The organism is Acidithiobacillus sp. AMEEHan, from assembly GCF_030996345.1.
Classification (GTDB): Bacteria; Pseudomonadota; Gammaproteobacteria; order Acidithiobacillales; family Acidithiobacillaceae; genus Igneacidithiobacillus.
This window is the reverse complement of the sequence record NZ_CP118747.1, coordinates 2,532,820-2,554,716: the sequence shown is the minus strand read 5'-3', so window position 1 is coordinate 2,554,716 and position 21,897 is coordinate 2,532,820. Positions and strand designations below refer to the sequence as shown.

The window sequence follows — 21,897 nt, the reverse complement described above, 5'->3', positions numbered from 1 at the left end:
TATCGATTCGTCCTGGAGAAATTGGCTCTGGCGAACATTTTTGACGACCTCGATACCTTGGCCAGTTGCCGACCCATACTCGAAGACCTGCGGGACGGCTGGCGAGGTTTGCTCGAACGCGGCTGAGGCACTATCCTCTCTCCAAAATGGAGAGAGAAACGTGGATGGACCTGGGGTAGCCATAACCGCCAAACTGCCAGTTGCGATTCGTTCGTGGTCGGGCCAGGAAGAAGAATTTGCGGACTTCATGGGTGATAACCGCGTTTTGTTGCGCGCCCTACTGATTTGGGAGGAAGAAGGTGGCAACGCCGACGAAGACGAGCGCTCGGCTCTAACCCATCTGCAAATCAAGACCGATCTGTTACTCACCCTGCTTAGCGCCGGAATCCGCGCGCAAGAACCACTTCCGGCTGCACATCCTTGCGAACTGCGTGGCGATTCGCTGCAAATCACCCTGGACGACGATTGGCAACCGCTCGATTTTCCGTTGCAGGCAGCAATTTACTTGCATCCGCGCCTGGCCATGCCGCTGCGGCTGCCCGGCGCGGGCTTCGAACAGGTGCTTACGGATTCTGTGCAGCGGCTCTGGCGCTTCCCATTTCGCCTGAGTCCTGGCGTGCAGGAAATGCTGGATCGACTAATCTTCCGTCATCATCGGCGTGAGGTTGCCAGATTGCGCGAAAGCATGATGGATCACAAAACGAGAAAGGAATGATGGAAAGCCTTGTCGAAACCACTGCGCCGCAGAACCCCGCCGATCGCCGTGCCTTGTCGCGAGAAAGCTGTGGACTGGTTGGGCGTAGCGAGGTCTTGCGCAATGTGACCCGGCTCTTGGGGAAGGTCGCCGCGACGGACAGCACGGTGTTGATCCTGGGAGAGTCCGGGACGGGCAAGGAGGTGATTGCCCAATGCTTGCACCGGCACTCGACCCGCGCCGCTGGCCCCTTTGTGGCAATCAATTGCGGTGCGATTCCCGCCGAGTTGATGGAAAGTGAGCTCTTTGGACATGAAAAAGGGGCGTTTACCGGCGCCCTGTTGACGCGTAAGGGGCGTTTTGAGCTGGCGGAGGGCGGCACGCTCTTTCTCGATGAAGTAGCGGAAATGACTCCGTCAATGCAGGTGAAATTGCTGCGCGTTCTGCAAGAGCACCAATACGAGCGGGTAGGTGGCAGCAAGCCGCGGGATGCCGATGTGCGCATCATCGCTGCGACGCACCGCGACCTGGAGGCGCGCATTCGCGACGGCTTGTTTCGCGAGGATCTCTATTACCGTCTGAATATCTTTCCCGTAGAATTGCCACCTCTGCGTCAGCGTGGCGACGATCTTTTTTTGCTGCTGGAGCATTTTTTGATGCAGCGGCAGGAAGATGGTTTTGCGCCTTTTCGCCTGTCTGCCGAAGTGAAGCAGGTCCTACTCGAGCATTGTTGGCCAGGGAATGTGCGGGAGCTACGGAATCTGGTGGAACGACTGAGCATTCTCCGCGCTGGGGAGGAGGTGCGGCTGTCCGATTTGCCGCAACACATTTGGCAGAGCGCAAAGAACGCCAAATCGGAAAGCGACGCTTTGCGGACGATTTGGGCGATGGAGCCGGATGCAGCGTTGCCGGTCGCGGAGCTTGGCGAGCTTGGACATCGTTTGCCCGACGGCCCTTTTGATCTCAAGAATTATCTGGAGGAGATCGAACGGAACCTGATCTTGCAGGCCCTGGATCTCTGTGACCAAGTGGTGGCGCGTGCCGCCGAACGACTGGGGCTGCGGCGCACGACTTTGGTGGAGAAGCTGCGCAAATATGCCATACAGCCCGGCAGGGAGTAACGCCTCGGTGCCTGGCCATCCGGATCCCCAAGACGCCGCTCGCCTGCTCGAGGCCTTTGAACTCTTCAACAACGCCTCGCGCGAGTTGAGCGATGCGTATGGCACCTTGCAGGCCGAGGTGCATCGGCTCAACGGGGAGTTGGCCGCCGCCAATCAGCGTCTGCGCGAAGAGCTGCAGGCAAAGGAGACCTTGGGCCAGCGCCTGGCAATGCTGCTGGAGATGTTGCCGGGCGCGGTATTGCTGCTTGATCCCCGCGGGCGGATTTTGCAGATGAACCCCGCCGCGGAGCGACTGCTGGAGACTCGGGAGCTCGGCTGGATCTGGCCGGAATTGCCCGGATTAGCGATTCAGGAGGGGGGCGCGGAATGTTTGCTATCGGCCGGGGGCGCGCGCCGACGTCTGGCCATCGCCGTAACCCCGCTGGCCGGGGAGGGGGGGAAGATTCTGCTCTTGCAGGATGTCACCGCGGCACGTGCGCGCGAAGCCGCCAGTCAGCGACGCGAGCGTCTGGCAGCCTTGGGGGAGACGATGGCGGGCCTTGCGCACCAACTGCGTACGCCGCTAGCGACGGCACTGCTCGCGGTCGGCCAGTTGCGGCCGGAGCGAGATGCCGAACATTTTGCGCGCCAGCAGCAACGAGCATTGGATCGATTGCGACATTTGCAGGGGGTCATCGACGCCATGCTGCAGTTTTTGCGCGGCAGCATGCCCGCCGAGGACAGCACTGCGCGCCTGGAGGAGATTGACGCAGGATTGGTGCGGGTATTCGCGCCCTTGTTTCGTCAAAAAAGTGTCAATCTCGATCTCCAGCTGGGAGAGAATGACTGGATTTTGACGGGCAGCGCGGATGTATGGGTCAGCGTCATCGGCAATCTCCTGCAGAATGCCCTGCACTTTGCTCCCGTCTCGAGCACGGTGTATGCCCTCGGCGCGCGCAGCGGCAATTCCTGGATTCTGCGAGTGATGGATTCCGGGCCCGGGGTACCCGAGGCCGAACGCGAGCGGATTTTCCAACCCTTTGTCAGTGGCCGTCGGGAGGGAACCGGGCTGGGTCTGAGTATTGCGCGCAATTTCGTCACAGGTCTGGGGGGGGATCTCCATGTTGAGGACAATCGACCCGGTGCCTGCTTTGTACTGCGCGTGCCTTTCGCAGCGCTCCCCGATCCGTTGGCTAGTCGGTCGAAGTCCTGATGAACGACAAGCGCATGGCATTCCGCATTCTGTTGGTCGAGGATGACCCGGATTTCGCCGAGGTATTACAGGAGGCTCTGAGCGATCTCGGGTATCGCATTCGTCACGCCAGCGATGGCGAGGCGGCCCTGGCGCAGTTGGTAAATTTCCCCGCCGATCTCATCCTCAGTGACGTGCAGATGCCGCGGCTGGATGGCTATGCTCTCCTGGCGGCCCTGCGTGAGCGTCGCCAGGCCCCGCCCGTGCTGATGATGACCGCCTGGGGAACGATCGAAGAGGCGGTGCGCGCTTTGCAGGGCGGGGCGGTGGACTATCTGGTAAAGCCTTTTGAAATCGAGAGCTTGGAGGCAAAGCTAGAAAAGCATCTGCTGCCCCGCGCCGGTGCCGATGACCATTTGATTGCCGAGGCACCCAGTATGCGGCGCTGCCTGGAGCGTGCAGCAAAAGTCGCGCAGAGTGACGCCACTGTGTTACTCAGTGGTGAGAGCGGTGTGGGGAAAGAGGTTTTGGCGCGCTATCTTCATCAGCACAGTGCCCGTGCCAAAGGCCCCTTCGTTGCTGTGAATTGTGCTGCCATCCCCGAAACCCTGTTGGAGGCGACACTCTTTGGCCACGAGAAAGGTGCCTTCACCGGCGCCACGCAGGCGAGTGCGGGAAAATTCGAGCAGGCCCAGAACGGCACTCTGTTGCTCGACGAGGTGACGGAAATGCCCCTCGTCCTGCAGGCCAAGCTGCTGCGAGTCTTGCAGGAGCGGGAGCTGGAACGGGTCGGCGGGCAGCGCACGATCTCCCTGGATATCCGGGTGCTTGCCACCAGCAATCGCGATCTCGGGGAGGCAGTCAAAAGCGGCGGGTTCCGTGCCGATCTCTATTACCGGTTGCAGGTGGTTCCGCTGCAGATTCCCCCTTTGCGCGAGCGGCGCGAGGATATCCTCCCGCTCGCTCGGTATCTCCTGGGGCAAGCGGCAGTGACCCTCGGTCTACGCGCGCGGACGCTGTCGCCGGCAGCAGAACAGGCGCTGCTCGCGCATGACTGGCCGGGCAACGTGCGCGAGCTACAAAATGCCCTGCACCGCGCCCTGATTCTGGCGGACGGTGACGAAATACAGACGCGGGACCTGGATCTGCCGGGCGAGATGGCAGAAAACGGGGTGGCGATGGAGGAGCCGTTGTCTGTTGCAGAATTGGCATTGGGGGAGCAAAAGGGGCACTATGAGCGGGAGTTGATTGCCGATGCTCTGGCAAAAACCGGAGGATCGCGTGGCGAAGCGGCGCGTTTGTTGGGAATCAGTGCGCGTACCCTGCGCCACAAATTGCAGCGCTTGCGGGAGGCTGGTTTCGACCTTGGATAGTTTGGCCTGGATATTGCTTCATTTTGGGAAAGCATTCCCAGGAAGGATATGGTCATGAGCAGTGTAGATTCGCTGGATGGTTTGCTGAGCCAGCTGCGTGCCCTGAGCGAGCAGGCGCAGGGTCTGAAAAACAACACTCCGAACAGCGGTGGAGTAGGAGAATTTGCCAACACGCTCAAACAGATGGTGGATGGCGTAAATGCCCAACAGGAATCCGCCAACCAGCTGCAAAACCAGTTTGCCACTGGCGATCCGCAGGTAAGCCTGAGTCAGGTGATGGTTGCCTCCCAGAAGGCCGATCTTTCTTTTCAGACCATGCTCCAGGTACGCAACAAGCTCGTTTCTGCCTACCAGGACATCATGAATATTTCCGCCTGAGCGCGCAGGGTTGATGCCCCATGGCCGAAGAAGCCCTGAATCCGTCTGCCGCACGTTTGGATCTGCGCCAGTGGCAACAACGCTGGCAGGAGATGCCAGCCAATCGCCGGTTCGCCTTCCTGGTGGTGCTTGCCGCTGTCGTTGCCGTGCTCCTCGTCGTGGCGCTGTGGCATGGCTCTGGCAACTATCAGGTCCTCTATGCCGGGCTTTCCGATCGCGACGGTGGTCAGGTCATCGCGCAATTGCAGAAATTGAATGTTCCCTTTCGCATTACCGATGGGGGTACGGTCATTACCGTCCCCAGTGATGTGGTGTACAGCACGCGGATGAAGCTGGCGGCAGAGGGCTTGCCGCACGGCGATGCGGTAGGTTTTGAACTGCTCGATCATGAACCCATGGGTACCAGTGATTTTGTCGAGCATGTCAATTATCAGCGTGCCCTGGAGGGTTCGCTGGAGCGAACCATCTCCTCGCTCGGAGAAGTCGAGCACGCGCGTGTGCAACTGGCAATTCCCAAACCGTCGGTCTTTCTGGATCAGGAGCAGAAGCCGACCGCATCGGTCATGCTCACGATGTACCCCGGACGGCAACTTTCTGCCGGTCAGGTGGCGGGGATCGTCCACCTGGTTGCGGCCAGCGTGCCGGGTCTCGAGGACAAAAATGTCACAGTAGTCGATCAACACGGCAACCTGTTGAGTAGCAACGCCAACCAGTCCCTGGGTCTGCAACCGGCACAGTTTGCCTACCAGCAGGCAGTCGACGCGCAATATCAAAAGCGCATCGAGGCGATCATTTCCCCAATTGTCGGGAGTAGCGGAGTGCATGTTGCGGTATCGGCAGCCATCGACTTTGCCAAAAGCGAGAGCAGCTCGGTCACCTATGGTAAGAATCAGGTACTCAGCCAGCAGACGCACAGCAGTAGCAGTAACGGTGGTGAAGGGCCATACGGTGTGCCGGGCGCGCTCTCCAATCAACCACCGGGAGTGGCCATTGCGCCCCTCACCGCGCCGGTGGTTTCTACGCTCTCCCCGGCGGGACTGATCGCGCTGGCTCCCACGCTGAAGAGCTTGGCGCCCACCCAGAGCAGCAACGACACGACGACCAATTACGATGTCGATAAAACCATCGTCCATACCGTCAGCCCGGTCGGCAGCGTCAAGCGGGTTTCCGTCGCGGTATTGATCGATGAAAAGCCACTGCCGGGCGGTGATGGAAAGCAGTTTTCTGCCCTCGCGCCAGCGCAGATCCAACAGATTCAGCAATTGGTGGAGGAAGCCATCGGCTATGATGCCAAGCGTGGTGACTCCGTGAAAGTCGTGCAGATGCCTTTTGCCGGCAGTCAGATGAACGCCGCTCTGCCGTGGTGGCAGCAGTCCTGGTTCCTCAGCCTGGCCCACGGTGCCTTGCGCTATCTGGCCATCCTTCTGCTAGCCTTCCTGCTGTTCCTGGGGCTCATCAAGCCGGTCTTGCGGATGCTGCGTGACCGACAGGAACGAGCGCAGAGTGCGGCGCTGGCAGCGGCGCGGGGAGAGCAGGAACGGCAAGACCAGCAGCGCGCAACGGCAGGGGCCCAAGGGGGACGTGTCTGGGCTGGGGAAGAGGGAGAAGTCGAGCTTCCGGCGGATCCGCTCAAGGCAGATCTGTACGTGGCAAGGCAACTGGTGATGCAGGATCCGGCCCGGGCTGCCCAGGTCGTCAAGGAATGGTTGAACGGTGAGCAGCGAAGCTGATCTGAATGGCATCGAACGCAGCGCCATTCTTCTGCTCAGTCTGGGCGAGGATGAAGCTGCCGAAGTGATGCGGCACCTCGGCCCGCGCGAGGTACAGAAGCTTGGTGCGATGATGGCAAAAATGGCGCAGGTGAGCACCGATCAGGCACGCACGGTACTCTCGGATTTTCGCGCCCGCCTCGAACATCAGACATCCTTGGGGATCGGCAGCGATCAATACATTCGTGGCATGCTCACCAAGGCCCTGGGTGACAAGGCGGGATCACTCATCGACCGCATCCTGCATGGTGGCGAGGCCAATGGTCTGGAAAACCTGAAATGGATGGACGCCCGTTCCGTGGCCGATCTGATCAAACTGGAACATCCCCAGGTACTCGCCATGATCCTCGCCTATATGGAGCCCGAGCAGGCGAGTGAGGTGATTCACTTCTTGCCGGAGCGCACGGTTGGCGAGGCGATGATGCGTCTTGCCAGCCTGGAAACCGTGCAGCCCGGAGCGATCCGGGAGCTCAACGAGATCCTGGAGGAGCAGATTTCCGGCGATTCCCAATCTCTGCAAGTCGCGACCTTGGGTGGACCCAAGGCAGCGGCGGAGATTCTCAACCGGCTGGAAACCAGTCGCTCCGGCAGCATTCTCGATCAGATTCGTGAATCCGAGCCCGAACTGGCGGAAAAGGTACAGGAAAAGATGTTTGTCTTTGACGACCTCGCCAAGCTCGATGACCGCAGCCTACAGACCCTGCTGCGCGAGGTGCCATCCGATGGCCTCGTCGTTGCCCTGAAGGGGGCTCCGGGTCCGCTACGCGAGAGCTTTTTCGCCAACATGTCCAAGCGTGCCGCGGAAATGTTGCGGGACGACCTGGAAGCCAAGGGGCCAGTGCGCCTGAGCGAGGTGGAGGCCGCGCAAAAGGCCATCCTGCAAGTGGCCCAGCGTCTCGATGCTGCCGGCCAGATCAACCTGAGTGGCGGTGGTGAGGAGATGCTGTAAATGGCTGCCTCCGACACCGACGTCATCCAGCGTGAGAACATAGCGAATTTGCGTGCCTGGCGTATGCCGCAAATGCCGGGTATCGCCACGGCGACGAGGGCACCGGAGGTAGAAGAAAACCCTCCGGCAGAGGAGGCGGGCGAGGAAGTCGAGCTGCAAGACTTGCGGCCGCCGACGGCAGAAGCCCTGCAACAGTTGGTTGCGCAGGCGGAAGAGGAGGGGCGGCAGCGCGGGCGGAAAGAGGGCTACGCCGCTGGCCGCGACGAGGGTCTGCAGGCGGCCAGAAAGGATATCGAAACCTTTCGGCGGCTTGTAGAGCAATTGGCCGCGCCGGTTGCGCAGCTCAACGACCGCGTGGAACAGGCCCTCCTCGCCCTGGCTTTGGAACTGGCAAGGCAGGTGATCCGCCAGGAGCTGCAGACGCATCCGGAGCAAATTCTGCCATTGCTGCGGGAGGCGCTGGCCACGGTGCCAATCGCCAGCGGAGCAACGGTCGTCCGCTTGCATCCACAGGATTGTGCGCTGGTTGAAGAGCGGTTGCCTGAGCTGCTCGATGCGGGAGTTACTCCGGTGCCAGACGAGGCACTGGAATCTGGTTCGCTGGTCGTGCAGGTGGGCCTGGACACGGATTCCCTGCGTCCCGATCGTCGCTGGCGGGAGCGTTCCGAAACGCCTGCCACGGAGCTCGACCTGCGCCTGGCGACGCGTTGGCGTCAAGTATTGGACACGCTGTTTGCCGGGACCGAGGCCTGAGGATGGAAGCACTGAGTCAGGCGCGCTGGGAGTCCCAACTTCTGCAATTGCGCAAACGCCTGCCCGAGACTTTGCCACCCCTGTTGCCCGGTGGTCGCTTGCTACGGATCGTCGGGCTGGTCCTGGAGGCTGAGGGGCTGAGCGCTGGCATTGGCACCCGCTGTCAGGTGCGGGCAGCCAATGGCCGCGCGGTGGACGCAGAGGTGGTAGGCTTTCAGGATGGACGTTTGCAGCTGATGGCCGCCGGTGATCTGCATGGCGTTGCTCCTGGCGCGCGCGTCCAGCCCCTGGCGGGGGAGGCGCAAGGGGTTGCCAGTCCGGCCATGCTTGGGCGGGTCGTCGATGGCCAGGGATTGCCGCTCGACGGCAAGGGACCGCTAGCCGATGCGGAGCCGGTATCCCTCACCGGAAAAGCTATCAATCCGTTGAATCGGGCGCCGATCCGACAGCCCCTGGACGTGGGTGTGCGTGCGATCAATGCCCTTTTCACCGTCGGTCGTGGCGCGCGCATGGGGCTGTTCGCCGGGAGCGGGGTAGGCAAGAGTGTGCTGCTCGGAATGATGGCACGCAACACCGATGCCGATGTGATCGTCGTCGGGTTGATTGGCGAGCGTGGTCGCGAGGTGAAGGAATTCATCGATGAGATCCTTGGAGAAGAAGGCCGGCGACGCGCCGTAGTCGTTGCCGCCCCGGCAGACGCGCCTGCCTTGACGCGTATCCGTGGTGCGCATCTCAGCACCGCGATCGCCGAGTATTATCGCGAGCGTGGGCAGCAGGTGTTGCTGCTGATGGACTCGCTGACGCGCTATGCCATGGCCCAGCGCGAAATTGCGCTGGCGGTTGGTGAGCCGCCGGCGGTGCGCGGTTATCCGCCTTCCGTATTCGCTCGCTTGCCTGCCCTGGTAGAGCGGGCAGGAAACGGCGATGTCGGGGGAGGGAGCATCACCGCCTTCTATACGGTGCTGATGGAGGGTGATGACCAGCAAGACCCCATCGCCGACAATGCCCGTGCAGTGCTTGATGGGCATATCGTGTTGTCGCGCGCCTTGGCGGAACAGGGACACTATCCCGCGATCGATCTGGAGGCATCCATCAGCCGCGTCATGCCCAACATCAGCCCGCCGCATCAGGTACAAGCGATGCAACGCTTGAAACGTTTGTATGGCCGCTATCGCGAGCAGCGTGATCTCATTGCCGTCGGCGCTTATGCCCCGGGGATGGACCCGGTGCTGGATCAAGCCGTGCACTTGTATCCGCAAATCGAAAAATTTCTCTGTCAGAATCAGTTCGAGTCAGTCTCTTTGGCGCAAGCGCAGCAGGAACTGACGTCGCTCCTTCACGCAGGTCCGCTGGCTTCGGCGCTGGGACCTGAGGCATGAGCCGCGAGCAAACCATCCGCTACCTGCAGGACATGGCCGGTATGCGTGAACAGGACCTGCGCCGTTCCCTGCTCGCGCAACGACAGATACTCGACCAGTTGCGGGAAAAGTGTGCCTTGCTGCAGGGGTATCTGGATCAGTACCGGCAAGAGTGTGCCGCACAGGAAAGCGAGGGGATTGCCGGAGGCGACATTCTCCGTTGGCGCGGCTTTCTGCAGCAACTGACGACCGTGCTGCAGCAGCAGGGGCAATTGATTCGGGAGCAGGAGCAGCGTCTGCAGCACTTGCAAGAGCAATGGCAGGAGGCCAAGGTCAAGGAACGGGGTTTTTCGCACTTGCTGCAACGTCTGGACCGCGACCGGCAATTGGCAGAATTGAAAAGGGCGCAGAAGGAGATGGATGACTGGGCATTGCGCGTGGTGCAGATGCGTATGGGGGTTTGATTGGCTCGATTTTTGCTTTGTAGCGGGCATTGACAGCGGAGATTGGCGTATGAGTATGCTTCCTGTAGCTGGTCTGGCAGCCCCCGAGCAGACCGTGGCGGTCAGTGCCAAGGCGGAGACGAACCCGGGAGGTACCGCCTCTGGCTTTGCCCAGGTCTTGTCACAGCAGTCCGCGAAAGGTGCAGTTGCAGGTCAGGGTGCAGGCAATGCGCAGGGCACGCCCGTGGCCAGCTGCAGCGACGCCGCAAGGCAGTTGCCTGGGGCAGAGAACGCTGGAGCGGCACAGCAACCAGGTTCTTCCGCGCCGGCCGCAGCTGCCAAGCAGAAGACCAGGGATGAACTGTACGCTAAGGATCGCCGTGCGCTTGCCGGGTCGATGCGTGAGCCGGTCGACGGGCAGGTTGTGGACGGTCTGCCAGCAAAGCCGTCCGGGTCGCAGGTTGCGGGTCGTAGCGCAGGAGCATCTTCCGCGACGAAGGCCTCGGCAGTGAAAGCGTCGCCGGCGGACCCCGCGTTGCTGTTGTCGGATGCCGCAGCAAAAAAGGACGTAAAGGATGGTAAGGATTCCCGGAACACGGCCAACGGCGGCACGCCTCTGCCGGTTTTGCTGGCACCGGCAAATCCCTCGATGCTGACCCCACAGACCGGAAAGGCCAACGCCGAGATCAAGACGGCGCAGAGCAGTCGCTTGCCGCAGGACCTGCAAAGCAACGGCACCCGTGGCTCTGAGCAGGCCTCCTCGGAATCGACGCTGACCGGTAGTTCCACTGCAAGCGAGCTGTTTCGTCCGGTGTTGACGACAGCACTGGCGGCGGATTCCCTGACCGGTACTGCGACGGGTACCGCAGAAGTGGCAAAGTCGAAAGCAGAGCTGCAAAGCAGTCCCCTGCCTGGCAGTAACTCTCTTTTTGGCATCCTGCAGATGCCCCTGGCCGCGGGAAATGCCGTGAGTCCGGCGCAGGTGCAGCTTTCGCCGTCACTGCAGGAGCAGCCTGCCTGGGGGCAAGCGCTTGCCCAGGGGGTGCAATGGATGGCCCAGGGCGGGGTGCAGCAGGCCGTCATTCATCTTCATCCAGAGCATCTTGGCCCCCTGGTGGTACAGTTGGAACTGGGGCAGAACGGGCAGGCTGCTGCCGTATTTCTGTCGGCCCACGCGGACGTTCGCGCAGCGATCTCGGCAGCGGTGCCGCAACTGCAGCAAAATTTTGCCGCCATGGGCCTGAATCTCGGTCAGGCAAGTGTGGGTTCCGGGTGGTCGGGGACGGCGGGAGAGCAGCGCAACGGCCAAGGACCTCATGATGGCGAGGAAGGATTAGCGGATGTCGTGGCACCTGCGCTTTCCGCAGCGCGGACGCAGATGACGCATCAGGGCCTGTTGAGTACTTTCGTGTAGGCGCGCACGTATGAGTCAGCAAATCTTGAGTCAGGACGAGGTAGACGCGCTCTTTCAAGGTATGAATGAGGGCGAGGTCGACCTGTCCCCGGGAGATGTGCCAGAGGAAAACGGCATACGTCCCTACGATCTGGCCAATCAAGATCGTATCGTGCGGGGACGCATGCCTACCCTGGAGGTGATGAACGAGCGCTTTGCCCGCTTGTGGAGGGTCAGTTTATTCAATTTCTTACGTCGCAGCGCAGAAATCTCCATCGGTACGGTGAAGCTGGTAAAATACAGCGAGTTTATTCGCAGTCTGGTGGTGCCCAGCAACATCAATATCGTCTCATTGAAGCCCTTGCGTGGTAGCTGTCTCTTCGTTTTTGATCCACGCCTGATCTTTTCTGTCATCGACAACTATTTTGGTGGGGACGGACGTTTTCACGCGCGTATCGAAGGTAGAGATTTTACCCCCCTGGAATCAAGAATCATCAATAAGTTATTGGGAATGGCCTTACAGGACTTCAAAACCGCATGGAAACCGGTCATTGATTTGGCGCCGGAGCTGCAGCGTGCCGAAGTGAATCCGCAGTTTGTCAATATTGCTACGCCGACGGAGGTGGTGATTACCACAGAATTCCATGTGGAGCTCGAATCCGGCTCCGGATCTCTGCAGGTATGTCTGCCTTACGGTATGGTGGAACCGGTGCGTGATCAGCTTACCGCAGGTACCATGGCGGATCGCTCGGAAGTCGATAAACGCTGGATTCAATCCCTTAACAGCGAATTGCAGGAAGCCGAGCTGCTGCTGCAGGTTGAATTCGTCCGTAAAAAATTGAGTCTGGGACAGATTCTGCAATTGCGCGACGGTGACGTGATTCCGATCGAGATGCCCGAGCAACTCGTGGCACGGGTGGATGGCATTCCGGTGTTTTCTGGTCGTTATGGTATACATGGCGAAAATTATGCAATTCAGTTCGACCATGGCCTCGCACCGGAAACGGAAGAAGGCTTGAACGCCATGGCGGCGTGGGAGAAATGAAAATGGCCGAAAACGACAAGGATATCGCGGGCCAGAGTGCCGCTGATGACATCATGGCAGATTGGTCGGCAGCCCTGGCTGAGCAGGAGGCGGCAGCGCCCACGCCGGCTGAGCCGGCGGCGGCCCAGGCGGCAGATACTGCCAAAAGGACCGCCACAGACCCTGCCGCCGCAACACCGGTATCCATGCCTTCTCTGCAGGATGCAGGTAATGCGGAAAAGGTCGCCAATCTCGACATGATTCTCGACATCCCAGTCACGCTTTCCGTCGAACTCGGGCACACCAAGATTCAGATCCGCAACCTCCTGCAATTGGCGCAGGGATCGGTAGTGGAACTCGAGCGTCTGGCGGGTGAGCCGATGGATGTTCTGGTGAACGGCTATCTGATTGCCCAAGGCGAGGTGGTTCTGGTGAATGATAAATTCGGCATCCGCTTGACCGATATCATCAGCCCCGCCGAGCGCGCGAAGAAGCTCCGTTGAAGCCGCCGCGCCCTGTCAAGGATTCGTCGTTGCAGCTGTCAAGACTTCGTCATCTGCTTCTTCTGCCGCTGCTTACCCCGCTCCCAGCGTTTGCTGCGCAGACGAGTCCGGCAGTCTTTTCCCCTTGGGCAATCGTGCGCCTGATTGCCGCCCTGATCCTCGTATTACTGGTATTTTTCGCTTTGATCTGGCTCTTTCGTCGTCTGCAACCTGGGTCTGCAGGTGTCTCCGGTAGCCCCATGCGGGTCTTGGCGTCGCTTCCCCTCGGCACGCGGGAACGCCTCTTGCTAGTGGAGGTCGGCAAGCAGCAGTTACTGCTGGGAGCGACGCCGGCCGGTATCACCCTCCTGCATACGCTCCCAGAGCCGCTGCCCGTGGATTCCGGCAGTCTGGCCTTTTCCGGCTGGCTGCGGCAAGCAATGGAGAGGCGTAAGCAAGAGCAATGGCAAAATCAGCAAGCAAGATCCGCAGGGGAAAAGCCGTCCTCCTCAGCAGCGGGCTCCTCCTCGGAGGGCTCCTCCTAGCCAGCCCGAGCTTCGCGGCCGGAATGCCGGGGGTGACGGCAACGCCCACCGCGGGGGGGGGAACCGACTACAGCCTCAGCATACAGACTCTGCTCTTCATGTCGGTGCTGGTGTTTCTGCCCGCCATGCTGCTCATGATGACGGCCTTCACCCGCATTATCATCGTGCTTTCCCTGCTCAAACAGGCCCTGGGCTCCACCCAGATGCCACCTTCCCAGGTGATGGTGGGGCTGGCGCTGTTTCTTACCTTTTTTGTGATGGCGCCGGTGTTTCAAAAGCTGAATACCGAGGCCTTGCAGCCACTGGCCAACAACCAAATCAGTTTGACGCAAGCGATGGACCGTTCCGAAGGTCCGCTGCGTACCTTCATGCTGGCCCAAACGCGGCCGGATGACCTGGCATTGTTTGTCAAACTGTCCGGTCATAAGCAATTGCGTGCGCCCGATGATACGCCCATGGATCTGCTGATTCCAGCATTTATTACCTCGGAACTCAAAACGGGATTTCAGATCGGATTTTTGATTTTCATTCCTTTCGTCATCATTGATCTGGTGGTGGCAGCGGTGCTGATGTCGCTGGGAATGATGATGTTATCGCCGGTGACCGTCTCTTTTCCCTTCAAACTGATGCTATTTGTTTTGGTCAATGGCTGGGATCTGGTCATTGGTTCTTTGGTGCAAAGTTTCGTGCACTAGGAGGACGAGAAAAATGAGTCCGGGCAGTGTCATCACCGTCGCCGAGCATGCAATTTGGACAGCACTCTGGCTGTCTCTTCCTCTTCTTGGCGTGGCCCTGGTAGTCGGGGTCTTGGTAAGCATCTTTCAAGCAGCGACGCAGATCAATGAAATGACCCTGAGCTTCGTGCCCAAGGTCCTCGTGCTGGCCCTGGTGGGGGTAATCGCGGGGCCGTGGATGCTGCAACTGATGATAAGCTACACCACCCATCTGTTTCAGCAGATTCCGCAATTGATCAGCCAATGATCAGCATCAGCAGCCTGCAGATAGAGCACTGGATAGGCGCCTTTTTCTGGCCCTTCGTGCGGATTCTGGCCTTTCTCAGCACCGCGCCGGTATTCAGTGCCACGCAAATCCCGGTGCAGGTACGGGTCGGTCTAGCGGTGCTGCTCAGTGTGGCGCTGGCGCCGGCACTGCCAGCCATGCCGCCAGTGGATTTTTTGACCGGCGGGGGGTTGCTGCTGGTGCTGGAGCAGATCCTGATCGGCGTCAGTATCGGTTTTGCGGTGACCTTGATTTTCAGTGCGGTGCAGTTTGCCGGCTCGGTCATCAGTTTGCAGATGGGGCTCGGCTTCAGCACTTTTTTTGATCCGCAGACAGGGGTGGAGATCCCCACTCTCTCCAATTTTTTGAACCTGGTGGTTTTACTCCTTTTTATGGCACTGAACGGGCAATTGCTGACCTTGGTGGTGCTCGATCGCAGTTTTACGATTTTTCCGGTAAGTGATCAGATCGTTCTCCATGCGGATGCCTGGCACAGCTTGGCGGCAGCGGGCGCTATGGTCTTCTCCCTGGGACTGGCGATTGCGGCTCCGGTGCTGGGGGCGCTGTTGTTGATCAACATCGCTCTCGGGGTGTTGAGCAAGCTGGCGCCGCAGCTCAATCTCTTCGTCATCGGTTTTCCGTTATTGATCGTTGTGGGATTCATCGCCCTGGCTTTGTTGATGCCAGCCATGCAGATGCTGGTGCGGCAACTGCTGCAGATCTCCCTGCAACTCAGCGGCCAGGTATTGCTGCAGGCGGCGAGGGGCTGAACGATGGCCGAAGATAGCGGGCAGGAGCGCAACCAACAACCAACCGGAAAACGCATCGAGGAGGCACGGCGGAAAGGGCAGGTGCCGCGCTCCCGAGAGCTCTCCACCAGCGCGGTTTTGCTGGCGGCGGCAGCACTGTTTTACTTTTTTGGCGCTCGTCTGTCCTCTACCAGCTTGGGCTTTCTGCAGGCCGGACTGCATTTGTCGCCTGCGGTGATGCTGAACGAACAGGACATGCTGCGACATCTGGTGCAGATGACCGCCTACGCCCTGGAATGGCTGCTGCCATTTTTGCTGATTCTGGTGCTGGTCGTGCTCTTTTCCGGGATGGCCCTGGGGGGCTGGAACTTCAGCGCCAAGGCCCTGGTACCCGATTTTTCCCATCTCAATCCGCTGAGCGGCCTGCAACGCATGGTTTCCCGTCATGCATTGCTGGAACTCGTCAAGGCGTTGCTCAAGGCTCTGGTGATTGGTGGCATTGGTGTGACTCTGGTCTATGCGCAACGTCGCGCCCTACTCGGGTTGATCAACGAGAGCCCGCAGATCGCTATTCATCATCTCTTTGCCATGCTTGGCCTGCTCTTCGTCTTCATGGCCGGCAGTACCCTGCTCATTGTTGCCTTTGACGTGCCCTTTCAGCTTTGGTCCTACAACGAAAAACTCAAAATGACCGAACAGGAAGTCAAGGACGAGATGAAGGAGCAGGAAGGCAATCCCGAGGTCAAGCGCAGAATCCGCAGCCTGCAGCGCGAGATGGCGCGGCGCCGCATGATGGCGGCAGTGCCCAAAGCCAGTGTGGTCGTCACCAACCCCACCCACTTTGCAGTGGCTCTCCGCTACGAGGAGGGCAAGGACATTGCGCCGGTCCTGCTCGCCAAGGGTGCCGATGTCGTGGCGGCAAAAATCCGGGAAATTGCCTGCGAGCATGGGATTCCCTTGGTCGAGGCACCACCGTTGGCGCGTGCCTTGTATCACCATGTCGAGCTGGAACAGCAGATTCCGGCCACCCTCTACCGAGCAGTCGCGGAACTGTTGGCCTATCTCTATCAGCTACGCATCGCCCGCCCGGGGAAGATGCCGGAATTACCCCGGCAATGGTCGGTCCCGGCCGAACTCGATCAGGGAGGAAAATAAGTGATGGATGGGGTTTTGCGCTTACTGCGCCGGATCAACTGGCACACGCTGGCGGCGCCGATCCTGGTGATCATGATCCTGGCGATGCTGATCATCCCCTTGCCGACCTTTCTGCTGGATATCTTTTTCACCTTCAACATCAGCCTGGGCCTGATCATCCTGCTGGTCAGTCTCTACATGACCAGGCCCCTGGAATTCTCTGCCTTTCCCACGGCATTGTTGCTGACCACCCTGCTGCGCCTGTCCCTGAATGTTGCCGCTGCCCGGATCATCCTGCTGCACGGGCAGAATGGTACGGGCGCCGCCGGTGTGGTCATCGAATCGTTTGGCGAATTTGTCGTCGGGGGCGATTACGCCGTTGGTATCATCGTCTTCGCCATCCTGGTCATCATCAATTTCGTGGTGATTACCAAGGGCGCCGGGCGGATCGCGGAAGTGAGCGCCCGCTTTACCCTGGACGCCATGCCCGGCAAGCAGATGGCCATCGATGCCGACCTCAACGCCGGTCTGATCGATCAGCAGGAGGCACAACGGCGCCGCCAGGAGATCGCCCAGGAGGCAGACTTCTTTGGCGCCATGGATGGTGCCAGCAAATTCGTGCGTGGTGACGCCATCGCCGCCATCCTCATTTTGTTCATCAACCTCATCGGGGGCCTGACTATTGGCGTCTGGCAACATGGACTGTCGCTGAGTACCGCCGCGCACGATTATACCCTGCTCAGTATCGGCGATGCCCTCGTCGCGCAGATTCCCGCACTGGTCATTTCGATTGCTGCCGGCATCGTCGTCAGTACCGTCAATACCGGCACTGACCTGGGCAGGCAGTTGATGGGTGAACTGTTGCGTAATGATGAGGCGTTGATCGTCGTGGCCATCATCTTTGCCCTGCTCGGACTCATTCCCGGTATGCCGCATATTCCCTTCCTCGGTGCTGCATTGGTCCTCGGCGGCTACGCCTGGTGGCGGCGGCGCCAACGCCCCAAGGAAGTGGAGAGCCCGCCGCCGTTGGCGAGTGAGCCAGAGGAAGTCAATTGGGATAGCGTCGAGCCAGTCGACCCCCTTGGCTTGGAGTTGGGCTACCGCCTGATTCCCTTGGTCGACAAGGGAAGTGGTGGCGAATTATTGGCGCGCATTCGCGGGGTGCGCAAAAAGTATGCGCAGGACTTTGGTTTTCTGGTGCCGGCAGTGCACGTGCGCGATAACCTCGAACTGCGCCCGACCTTGTACCGTATCACCATCCGCGGAGTGGAGGTGGCCAGCGGTGAGGTCTTGCCGGACCTGCTTCTGGCCATCGACCCAGGCAATGTGCTCGGCACTCTGGAGGGCACCCCCACCCGTGACCCGAGTTTTGGCTTGCCTGCCGTGTGGATTGACGCCCGCAGCCGCGACAAGGCGGTAGCCCTGGGCTACACCGTCGTTGATCCAGCCACCGTGATCGCCACCCATCTGCATCAGGTGCTGCAGCAGCGAGCGGCCGAGCTCTTGGGGCGTGAAGAGGTCGAGGGGCTGCTTTCCCACCTGGCCGTTCGTTCCCCCAAGCTGGTCGAAGATGTCATCCCCAAGCTCCTCTCGGTCGACAGGTTCAAGAAGATCCTCCAGAACCTGCTACGCGAATCGGTGCCGATCCGTGATTTGCGCACGATCGTCGAAACCTTGGCGGAACATGCCGCCGAGAGTCAGGATATCGACGCCTTGACCGCCGCCGTTCGTCAGGCCCTTGGTCCCTATATTGTCCAGAATCTGTTTGCGGGGCAGAACGAGCTGCCGGTAGCGGTGCTCGACGCAACGCTGGAACAGTTGTTGCAAGATAGCCTCCGCAATAGTAGCGATCATGGCCAAGGCGATCAGATCGAACCGGGGCTGGCCCAGAAGGTTTTGGAAAAGGCGGGAGTTTTGATGCAGCAGATGGAGGCAAATGGTATGCAGCCGGTGCTTTTGGCCATGGGGCCCTTGCGCGGTTTTCTGGCCCGCTTTCTGGCCCGTTCCGCGCCACGGCTGCGGGTGCTTTCTTATGGCGAGATCCCCGATAACAAGCGCATTCGAGTGATCGGTACCCTAGGCGCTTGAAGGTTCTGAAAGGATGAACGGACGATGAAGATGCGCAGATTCCAAGGTGGCACGACGCGAGAAGTCCTGGCGCAGATACGGCAGGCCTTGGGGCCGGATGCCGTCATTCTCTCCAATCGCAATCTCGCCGACGGGGTGGAGATTGTCGCCGCCATTGATTTTGATGAAGCCGAGTTGATGGCCGCCACGTCTGCCAGGCAACAGCAGCCGGAAAGCGAGGTGACCTTGACAGAAGCGAAAGCAGAACCGATTCGGCAAGAACTGCAAGCATTGCGTGCCCTCGTCGAGAAGCGCTGGGGTCGCCAGCCCGTTGCCAGCAGCGAAGCGCCTCCCGTTCTCGATCGCGCGCGCTTGCAGGGTCTTGGTTTTCACGCGGCGCTGTTGTCGCAGCTGGAACGCGCAACGGCAGAATTGGGGGCGCGCGAAGGCATGATTCGCGTGTTGACAGAGCAGATTGGAGCGTTGGCCGATCCTTTGGGCGATGCCGGAATCATCGCTGTGCTTGGCCCCACCGGAGCGGGCAAGACGACCAGTGTTGCCAAACTCGCTGCGCAGCAGGTCTTGCGCTATGGCCCGGAGACGGTCGCCCTATTCACCAGTGATACCTATCGAATTGCTGGGGTGGAGCAGCTCAACATCTACGCGAAGATCCTCGGGGTGCCGGTGGAAGTGTTGCGTGGCCCGCAGGATCTGTTGTCCGCTCTGCAAAAGCATCAGGGCAGGCGCTGGATCTTCATCGATACCATGGGCCTCAGCCCGCGTGATGAACGTCTCAACGAGCAACTGCAGTGGCTCGATGCGCTGGGCGACAATCTGCGACGTTTCCTGTTGCTGCCCGCAAGTCTCGCCCAGCAGAGCCTCGATCAGGTACTGCAGCCCTACGCCAAGCTCTCTCTCACGGCGGCGATACTGAGCAAGCTCGACGAAGCACCCGCCTGTGGCGCGGTGCTGGAGTGGCTGGCGGCAAGAAAGCTGCCTCTCGCCTATCTCAGTGATGGGCAAAAGGTTCCCGAGGATATTCAGCCGGTTGACTGGAATTTTCTGGCGGATGCCATGGGGCTGGGTACTCCCGCCCTCGCCGCCGATGGCCACAGTCGGTATCATGAAGCGTGAAATGATGGAGCCACCAATGGCGATGCAAGACTACGGAGATCAGGCGGACGGATTGCGGCGGATGCAGGGCGGGGCAGCCAGGGTTCTGGCGATTGCCAGTGGCAAGGGTGGAGTTGGCAAGAGTAACCTCGCTGTCAATCTGGCGCTGGCGTTTGCCGCGCGCAGAAAACACACGATCCTCTTCGACGCGGATCTCGGGCTGGGTAATGTGGATGTCCTCCTGGGGTTGAGTCCGCGTTATCACCTTGCCCATGTTCTGGCTGGAGAAAAGACCTTGGCAGAGATCATCCTTTCGGGTCCTGAAGGGATCGAAGTGCTGCCTGCTGCCAGTGGTATTGCCGACATGGCCAATCTGGACGTCCGGCAGCAGTCTGGCCTGCTCGACGCGCTTGCCGCCCTGGAGCGAAGCTACGATTACCTGATCCTGGATCTTGCCGCGGGGATCGGGCAAGACGTCTTGCGTTTTTCCCGGGCTGCTGACCATGTGCTCGTCGTTGTCACCAACGAGCCAGCCTCCATCACCGATGCCTACGCCTTCATGAAGGTCTTGCGTCGAGACTACGGCTTGCGGGATTTTTCGGTGGTTACCAATATGGTCCGCGACGCTTCCGAGGGCGAAAAGCTGTTCTCGCGTCTTGCCGCAGTTGCACGGCAGTACCTGGAAATCCATTTGCAGCACGCCGGAACGATCCCGATGGACCAGTACCTGCGCAGCGCAGTGCGCACCCAGCAGCCGCTTCTGCTGCGCTTTCCCGACAGTGCCGCGGCAAAGGCCTTTCGTGCCCTTGCCGATGCCATTCTTGCCTGGCCCAGTCCCACGCAGGTCGCTGGGGCGTCAGCAAATCTGTTTTCCTCCCGCCTTTTGCTCGAGGAAGGCCCCGCCGGACATCCGTAAATGGTAGAGCGCATCGTCGACAGTGCAACGCGTAGCGCGCAGGTGGCGGAGTTCTTGCCCCTGGTACAGCGAATTGCGCAACGGCTGTTGGCGCGACTGCCTCCTAGCGTGGATCTCGGAGATCTGGTGCAGGCCGGCCTGATGGGCTTGTTGGACGCCCTGGAGCAGAAAGAGGGCAGCGCCAATGAGTTGGCATTTCAGAGCTATGCCGCGATTCGTATTCGCGGGGCGATGCTGGATGAATTGCGCGAGCAGGACTGGCTGCCCCGGCGGGCGCGTCAGCGGGAGCAAAAGATCGCCAAAGGGATGGCACGCCTGGAGCAGCGGCTCGGACGCGCGGCGAGCGAGGAGGAAGTGGCAGAAGATCTGGGTTGGACCTTGCAAGAGTATCAGGAAGCCCTGCGCGATGGCGGCGGGCAACTGTTGTATCTGGAGGATTTGTCCAGCGACAACGAGAGCTTCGTGGCGCAACATTTGCGCGATGACGGCGATGATCTTCCCGAGATTCTGAGCGCCCAGCATTTTCAGCGCGATCTGGTGCAAGCCATCGTCCGGCTGCCGGAGCGCGAGCGATTGGTGATGGCGTTGTACTACCAGGAAGATCTGACCTTGCGGGAGGTCGGCAAGGTCCTCGACCTCACCGAGTCGCGCGTGTCCCAAATCCTCCGTCAGGCCGTTTTGCGCCTGCGCTCGTCGCTCTTCGACTGGCGAGAAGAAGCGTAATGGACATCCTCACCATCATCGGTCTGCTGGTTGCCCTCGGCGGCATTCTGCTGGGGCAGTTCCTTGACGGCGGGAATCTTGCCTCCATCATCCAGCTCACGGCCTTCTGTATCGTCATTGGTGGGACGACCGGTGCCGTGATGATCCAGTATAAGCTTCCGATTTTCCTGCGCTCGCTCAAGATGTTACCGTGGGTACTGAAGGCGCCGTCCATTGATCCACAGCCCTTGATCGAGCAGTTGGTCGAGTGGAGTCACACGGCACGAAAAAATGGTCTGCTGGCCTTGGAGGGGAGCCTCGACGGCGTGGTTGATCCCTTTCTGCGCAAAGGCTTGCAGATGCTCGTCGATGGTACTGAGCCGCAGAAAATTCGCGACACCTTGCTGGTCGAGCTCGAGGCACGGGAAGCCATCGAACGGCAGGCGGCCAAGGTCTTTGAATCTGCCGGGGGCTACTCGCCGACCATTGGCATTCTGGGCGCTGTCCTCGGACTCATTCATGTCATGGAAAATCTGGCGGACCCAGCCAAGCTCGGCGCCGGTATTGCCACCGCTTTTGTCGCCACTATCTACGGCGTGGGCGCAGCCAATATCTTCTTTTTGCCGGTATCCAACAAAATCAAAGGGATCGTCCATGAACGGAGTTATTTACGAGAAATGACGATCGAAGGATTGGTGGCGGTGGCGGAAGGCGAAAACCCGAAGATCATCGAGGCCCGGCTGCAGAGTTTTTATGTGCACTAG

General features: G+C 60.1%; 23 protein-coding genes. All 23 read left to right on the top strand.

Annotated elements, in window-relative coordinates; translation table 11 throughout:
- The first annotated feature begins 160 nt into the window (after positions 1-160).
- Genes ORD17_RS12980 through ORD17_RS12870 form a run of 23 tightly spaced genes read left to right on the top strand, consistent with a single transcriptional unit; the run spans position 161 to position 21,897 of the window.
- Positions 161-715: a PilZ domain-containing protein gene (locus tag ORD17_RS12980; RefSeq protein ID WP_308388899.1), complete on the top strand. Its 555-nt coding sequence runs from the start codon at positions 161-163 to the stop codon at positions 713-715.
- Complete coding sequence (locus tag ORD17_RS12975) at positions 712-1,815, top strand: sigma-54 dependent transcriptional regulator (RefSeq protein ID WP_308388898.1); 1,104 nt, start codon at positions 712-714, stop codon at positions 1,813-1,815. Before ORD17_RS12980 ends, ORD17_RS12975 begins: the two co-directional genes overlap by 4 nt.
- Positions 1,790-3,007 (top strand): HAMP domain-containing sensor histidine kinase, encoded by a 1,218-nt coding sequence (locus ORD17_RS12970; protein WP_308388897.1) that lies wholly within the window; start codon positions 1,790-1,792, stop codon positions 3,005-3,007. Before ORD17_RS12975 ends, ORD17_RS12970 begins: the two co-directional genes overlap by 26 nt.
- Positions 3,007-4,359 (top strand): sigma-54 dependent transcriptional regulator, encoded by a 1,353-nt coding sequence (locus ORD17_RS12965; RefSeq protein WP_308388896.1) that lies wholly within the window; start codon positions 3,007-3,009, stop codon positions 4,357-4,359. Before ORD17_RS12970 ends, ORD17_RS12965 begins: the two co-directional genes overlap by 1 nt.
- A 54-nt stretch (positions 4,360-4,413) precedes the next feature.
- Positions 4,414-4,737, top strand: a complete 324-nt coding sequence (gene fliE / locus ORD17_RS12960; protein ID WP_308388895.1) for a flagellar hook-basal body complex protein FliE — start codon at positions 4,414-4,416, stop codon at positions 4,735-4,737.
- A gap of 20 nt (positions 4,738-4,757) precedes the next feature.
- On the top strand, positions 4,758-6,467 hold the full coding sequence (fliF, locus tag ORD17_RS12955; RefSeq protein ID WP_308388894.1) for a flagellar basal-body MS-ring/collar protein FliF: 1,710 nt from the start codon (positions 4,758-4,760) through the stop codon (positions 6,465-6,467).
- A complete protein-coding gene (fliG, locus tag ORD17_RS12950; RefSeq protein WP_308388893.1) occupies positions 6,451-7,455 on the top strand; it encodes a flagellar motor switch protein FliG in 1,005 nt (334 codons plus the stop codon). The genes fliF and fliG overlap by 17 nt, the downstream gene beginning before the upstream one ends.
- Positions 7,456-8,208 (top strand): FliH/SctL family protein, encoded by a 753-nt coding sequence (locus tag ORD17_RS12945; protein WP_308388892.1) that lies wholly within the window; start codon positions 7,456-7,458, stop codon positions 8,206-8,208. It begins immediately after the preceding gene.
- Between the two features lie 2 nt (positions 8,209-8,210).
- Complete coding sequence (fliI, locus tag ORD17_RS12940; RefSeq protein ID WP_308388891.1) at positions 8,211-9,587, top strand: flagellar protein export ATPase FliI; 1,377 nt, start codon at positions 8,211-8,213, stop codon at positions 9,585-9,587.
- Positions 9,584-10,030 carry a flagellar export protein FliJ gene (gene fliJ / locus ORD17_RS12935; RefSeq protein WP_308388890.1) on the top strand — a complete coding sequence of 149 codons (447 nt, stop codon included), beginning with the start codon at positions 9,584-9,586 and terminating at the stop codon, positions 10,028-10,030. The genes fliI and fliJ overlap by 4 nt, the downstream gene beginning before the upstream one ends.
- Before the next feature lie 49 nt (positions 10,031-10,079).
- Positions 10,080-11,423 carry a flagellar hook-length control protein FliK gene (locus tag ORD17_RS12930; RefSeq protein ID WP_308388889.1) on the top strand — a complete coding sequence of 448 codons (1,344 nt, stop codon included), beginning with the start codon at positions 10,080-10,082 and terminating at the stop codon, positions 11,421-11,423.
- Positions 11,424-11,433: 10 nt separating this feature from the next.
- Positions 11,434-12,447: a flagellar motor switch protein FliM gene (fliM, locus tag ORD17_RS12925; RefSeq protein WP_308388888.1), complete on the top strand. Its 1,014-nt coding sequence runs from the start codon at positions 11,434-11,436 to the stop codon at positions 12,445-12,447.
- A 2-nt stretch (positions 12,448-12,449) separates the two neighbouring features.
- Complete coding sequence (fliN, locus tag ORD17_RS12920) at positions 12,450-12,929, top strand: flagellar motor switch protein FliN (RefSeq protein WP_308388887.1); 480 nt, start codon at positions 12,450-12,452, stop codon at positions 12,927-12,929.
- Positions 12,930-12,958: 29 nt separating this feature from the next.
- A complete protein-coding gene (gene fliO, locus ORD17_RS12915) occupies positions 12,959-13,453 on the top strand; it encodes a flagellar biosynthetic protein FliO (protein ID WP_308388886.1) in 495 nt (164 codons plus the stop codon).
- A 23-nt stretch (positions 13,454-13,476) separates the two neighbouring features.
- Positions 13,477-14,148: a flagellar type III secretion system pore protein FliP gene (gene fliP, locus ORD17_RS12910; RefSeq protein WP_308390106.1), complete on the top strand. Its 672-nt coding sequence runs from the start codon at positions 13,477-13,479 to the stop codon at positions 14,146-14,148.
- 13 nt (positions 14,149-14,161) lie between these two features.
- Positions 14,162-14,434: a flagellar biosynthesis protein FliQ gene (fliQ, locus tag ORD17_RS12905; RefSeq protein ID WP_308388885.1), complete on the top strand. Its 273-nt coding sequence runs from the start codon at positions 14,162-14,164 to the stop codon at positions 14,432-14,434.
- Positions 14,431-15,222 carry a flagellar biosynthetic protein FliR gene (fliR, locus tag ORD17_RS12900; RefSeq protein ID WP_308388884.1) on the top strand — a complete coding sequence of 264 codons (792 nt, stop codon included), beginning with the start codon at positions 14,431-14,433 and terminating at the stop codon, positions 15,220-15,222. The genes fliQ and fliR overlap by 4 nt, the downstream gene beginning before the upstream one ends.
- A gap of 3 nt (positions 15,223-15,225) precedes the next feature.
- Entirely contained in the window at positions 15,226-16,356 is a 1,131-nt protein-coding gene (gene flhB, locus ORD17_RS12895; RefSeq protein WP_308388883.1) for a flagellar biosynthesis protein FlhB, read from the top strand.
- Between the two features lie 3 nt (positions 16,357-16,359).
- Positions 16,360-18,423 (top strand): flagellar biosynthesis protein FlhA, encoded by a 2,064-nt coding sequence (gene flhA, locus ORD17_RS12890; protein ID WP_308388882.1) that lies wholly within the window; start codon positions 16,360-16,362, stop codon positions 18,421-18,423.
- 24 nt (positions 18,424-18,447) lie between these two features.
- Positions 18,448-19,536 carry a flagellar biosynthesis protein FlhF gene (gene flhF, locus ORD17_RS12885; RefSeq protein ID WP_308388881.1) on the top strand — a complete coding sequence of 363 codons (1,089 nt, stop codon included), beginning with the start codon at positions 18,448-18,450 and terminating at the stop codon, positions 19,534-19,536.
- Between the two features lie 16 nt (positions 19,537-19,552).
- Positions 19,553-20,431, top strand: a complete 879-nt coding sequence (locus ORD17_RS12880; protein WP_308388880.1) for a MinD/ParA family protein — start codon at positions 19,553-19,555, stop codon at positions 20,429-20,431.
- Positions 20,432-21,154 (top strand): RNA polymerase sigma factor FliA, encoded by a 723-nt coding sequence (gene fliA / locus ORD17_RS12875; RefSeq protein WP_308388879.1) that lies wholly within the window; start codon positions 20,432-20,434, stop codon positions 21,152-21,154.
- Complete coding sequence (locus ORD17_RS12870; protein WP_308388878.1) at positions 21,154-21,897, top strand: flagellar motor protein; 744 nt, start codon at positions 21,154-21,156, stop codon at positions 21,895-21,897. Before fliA ends, ORD17_RS12870 begins: the two co-directional genes overlap by 1 nt.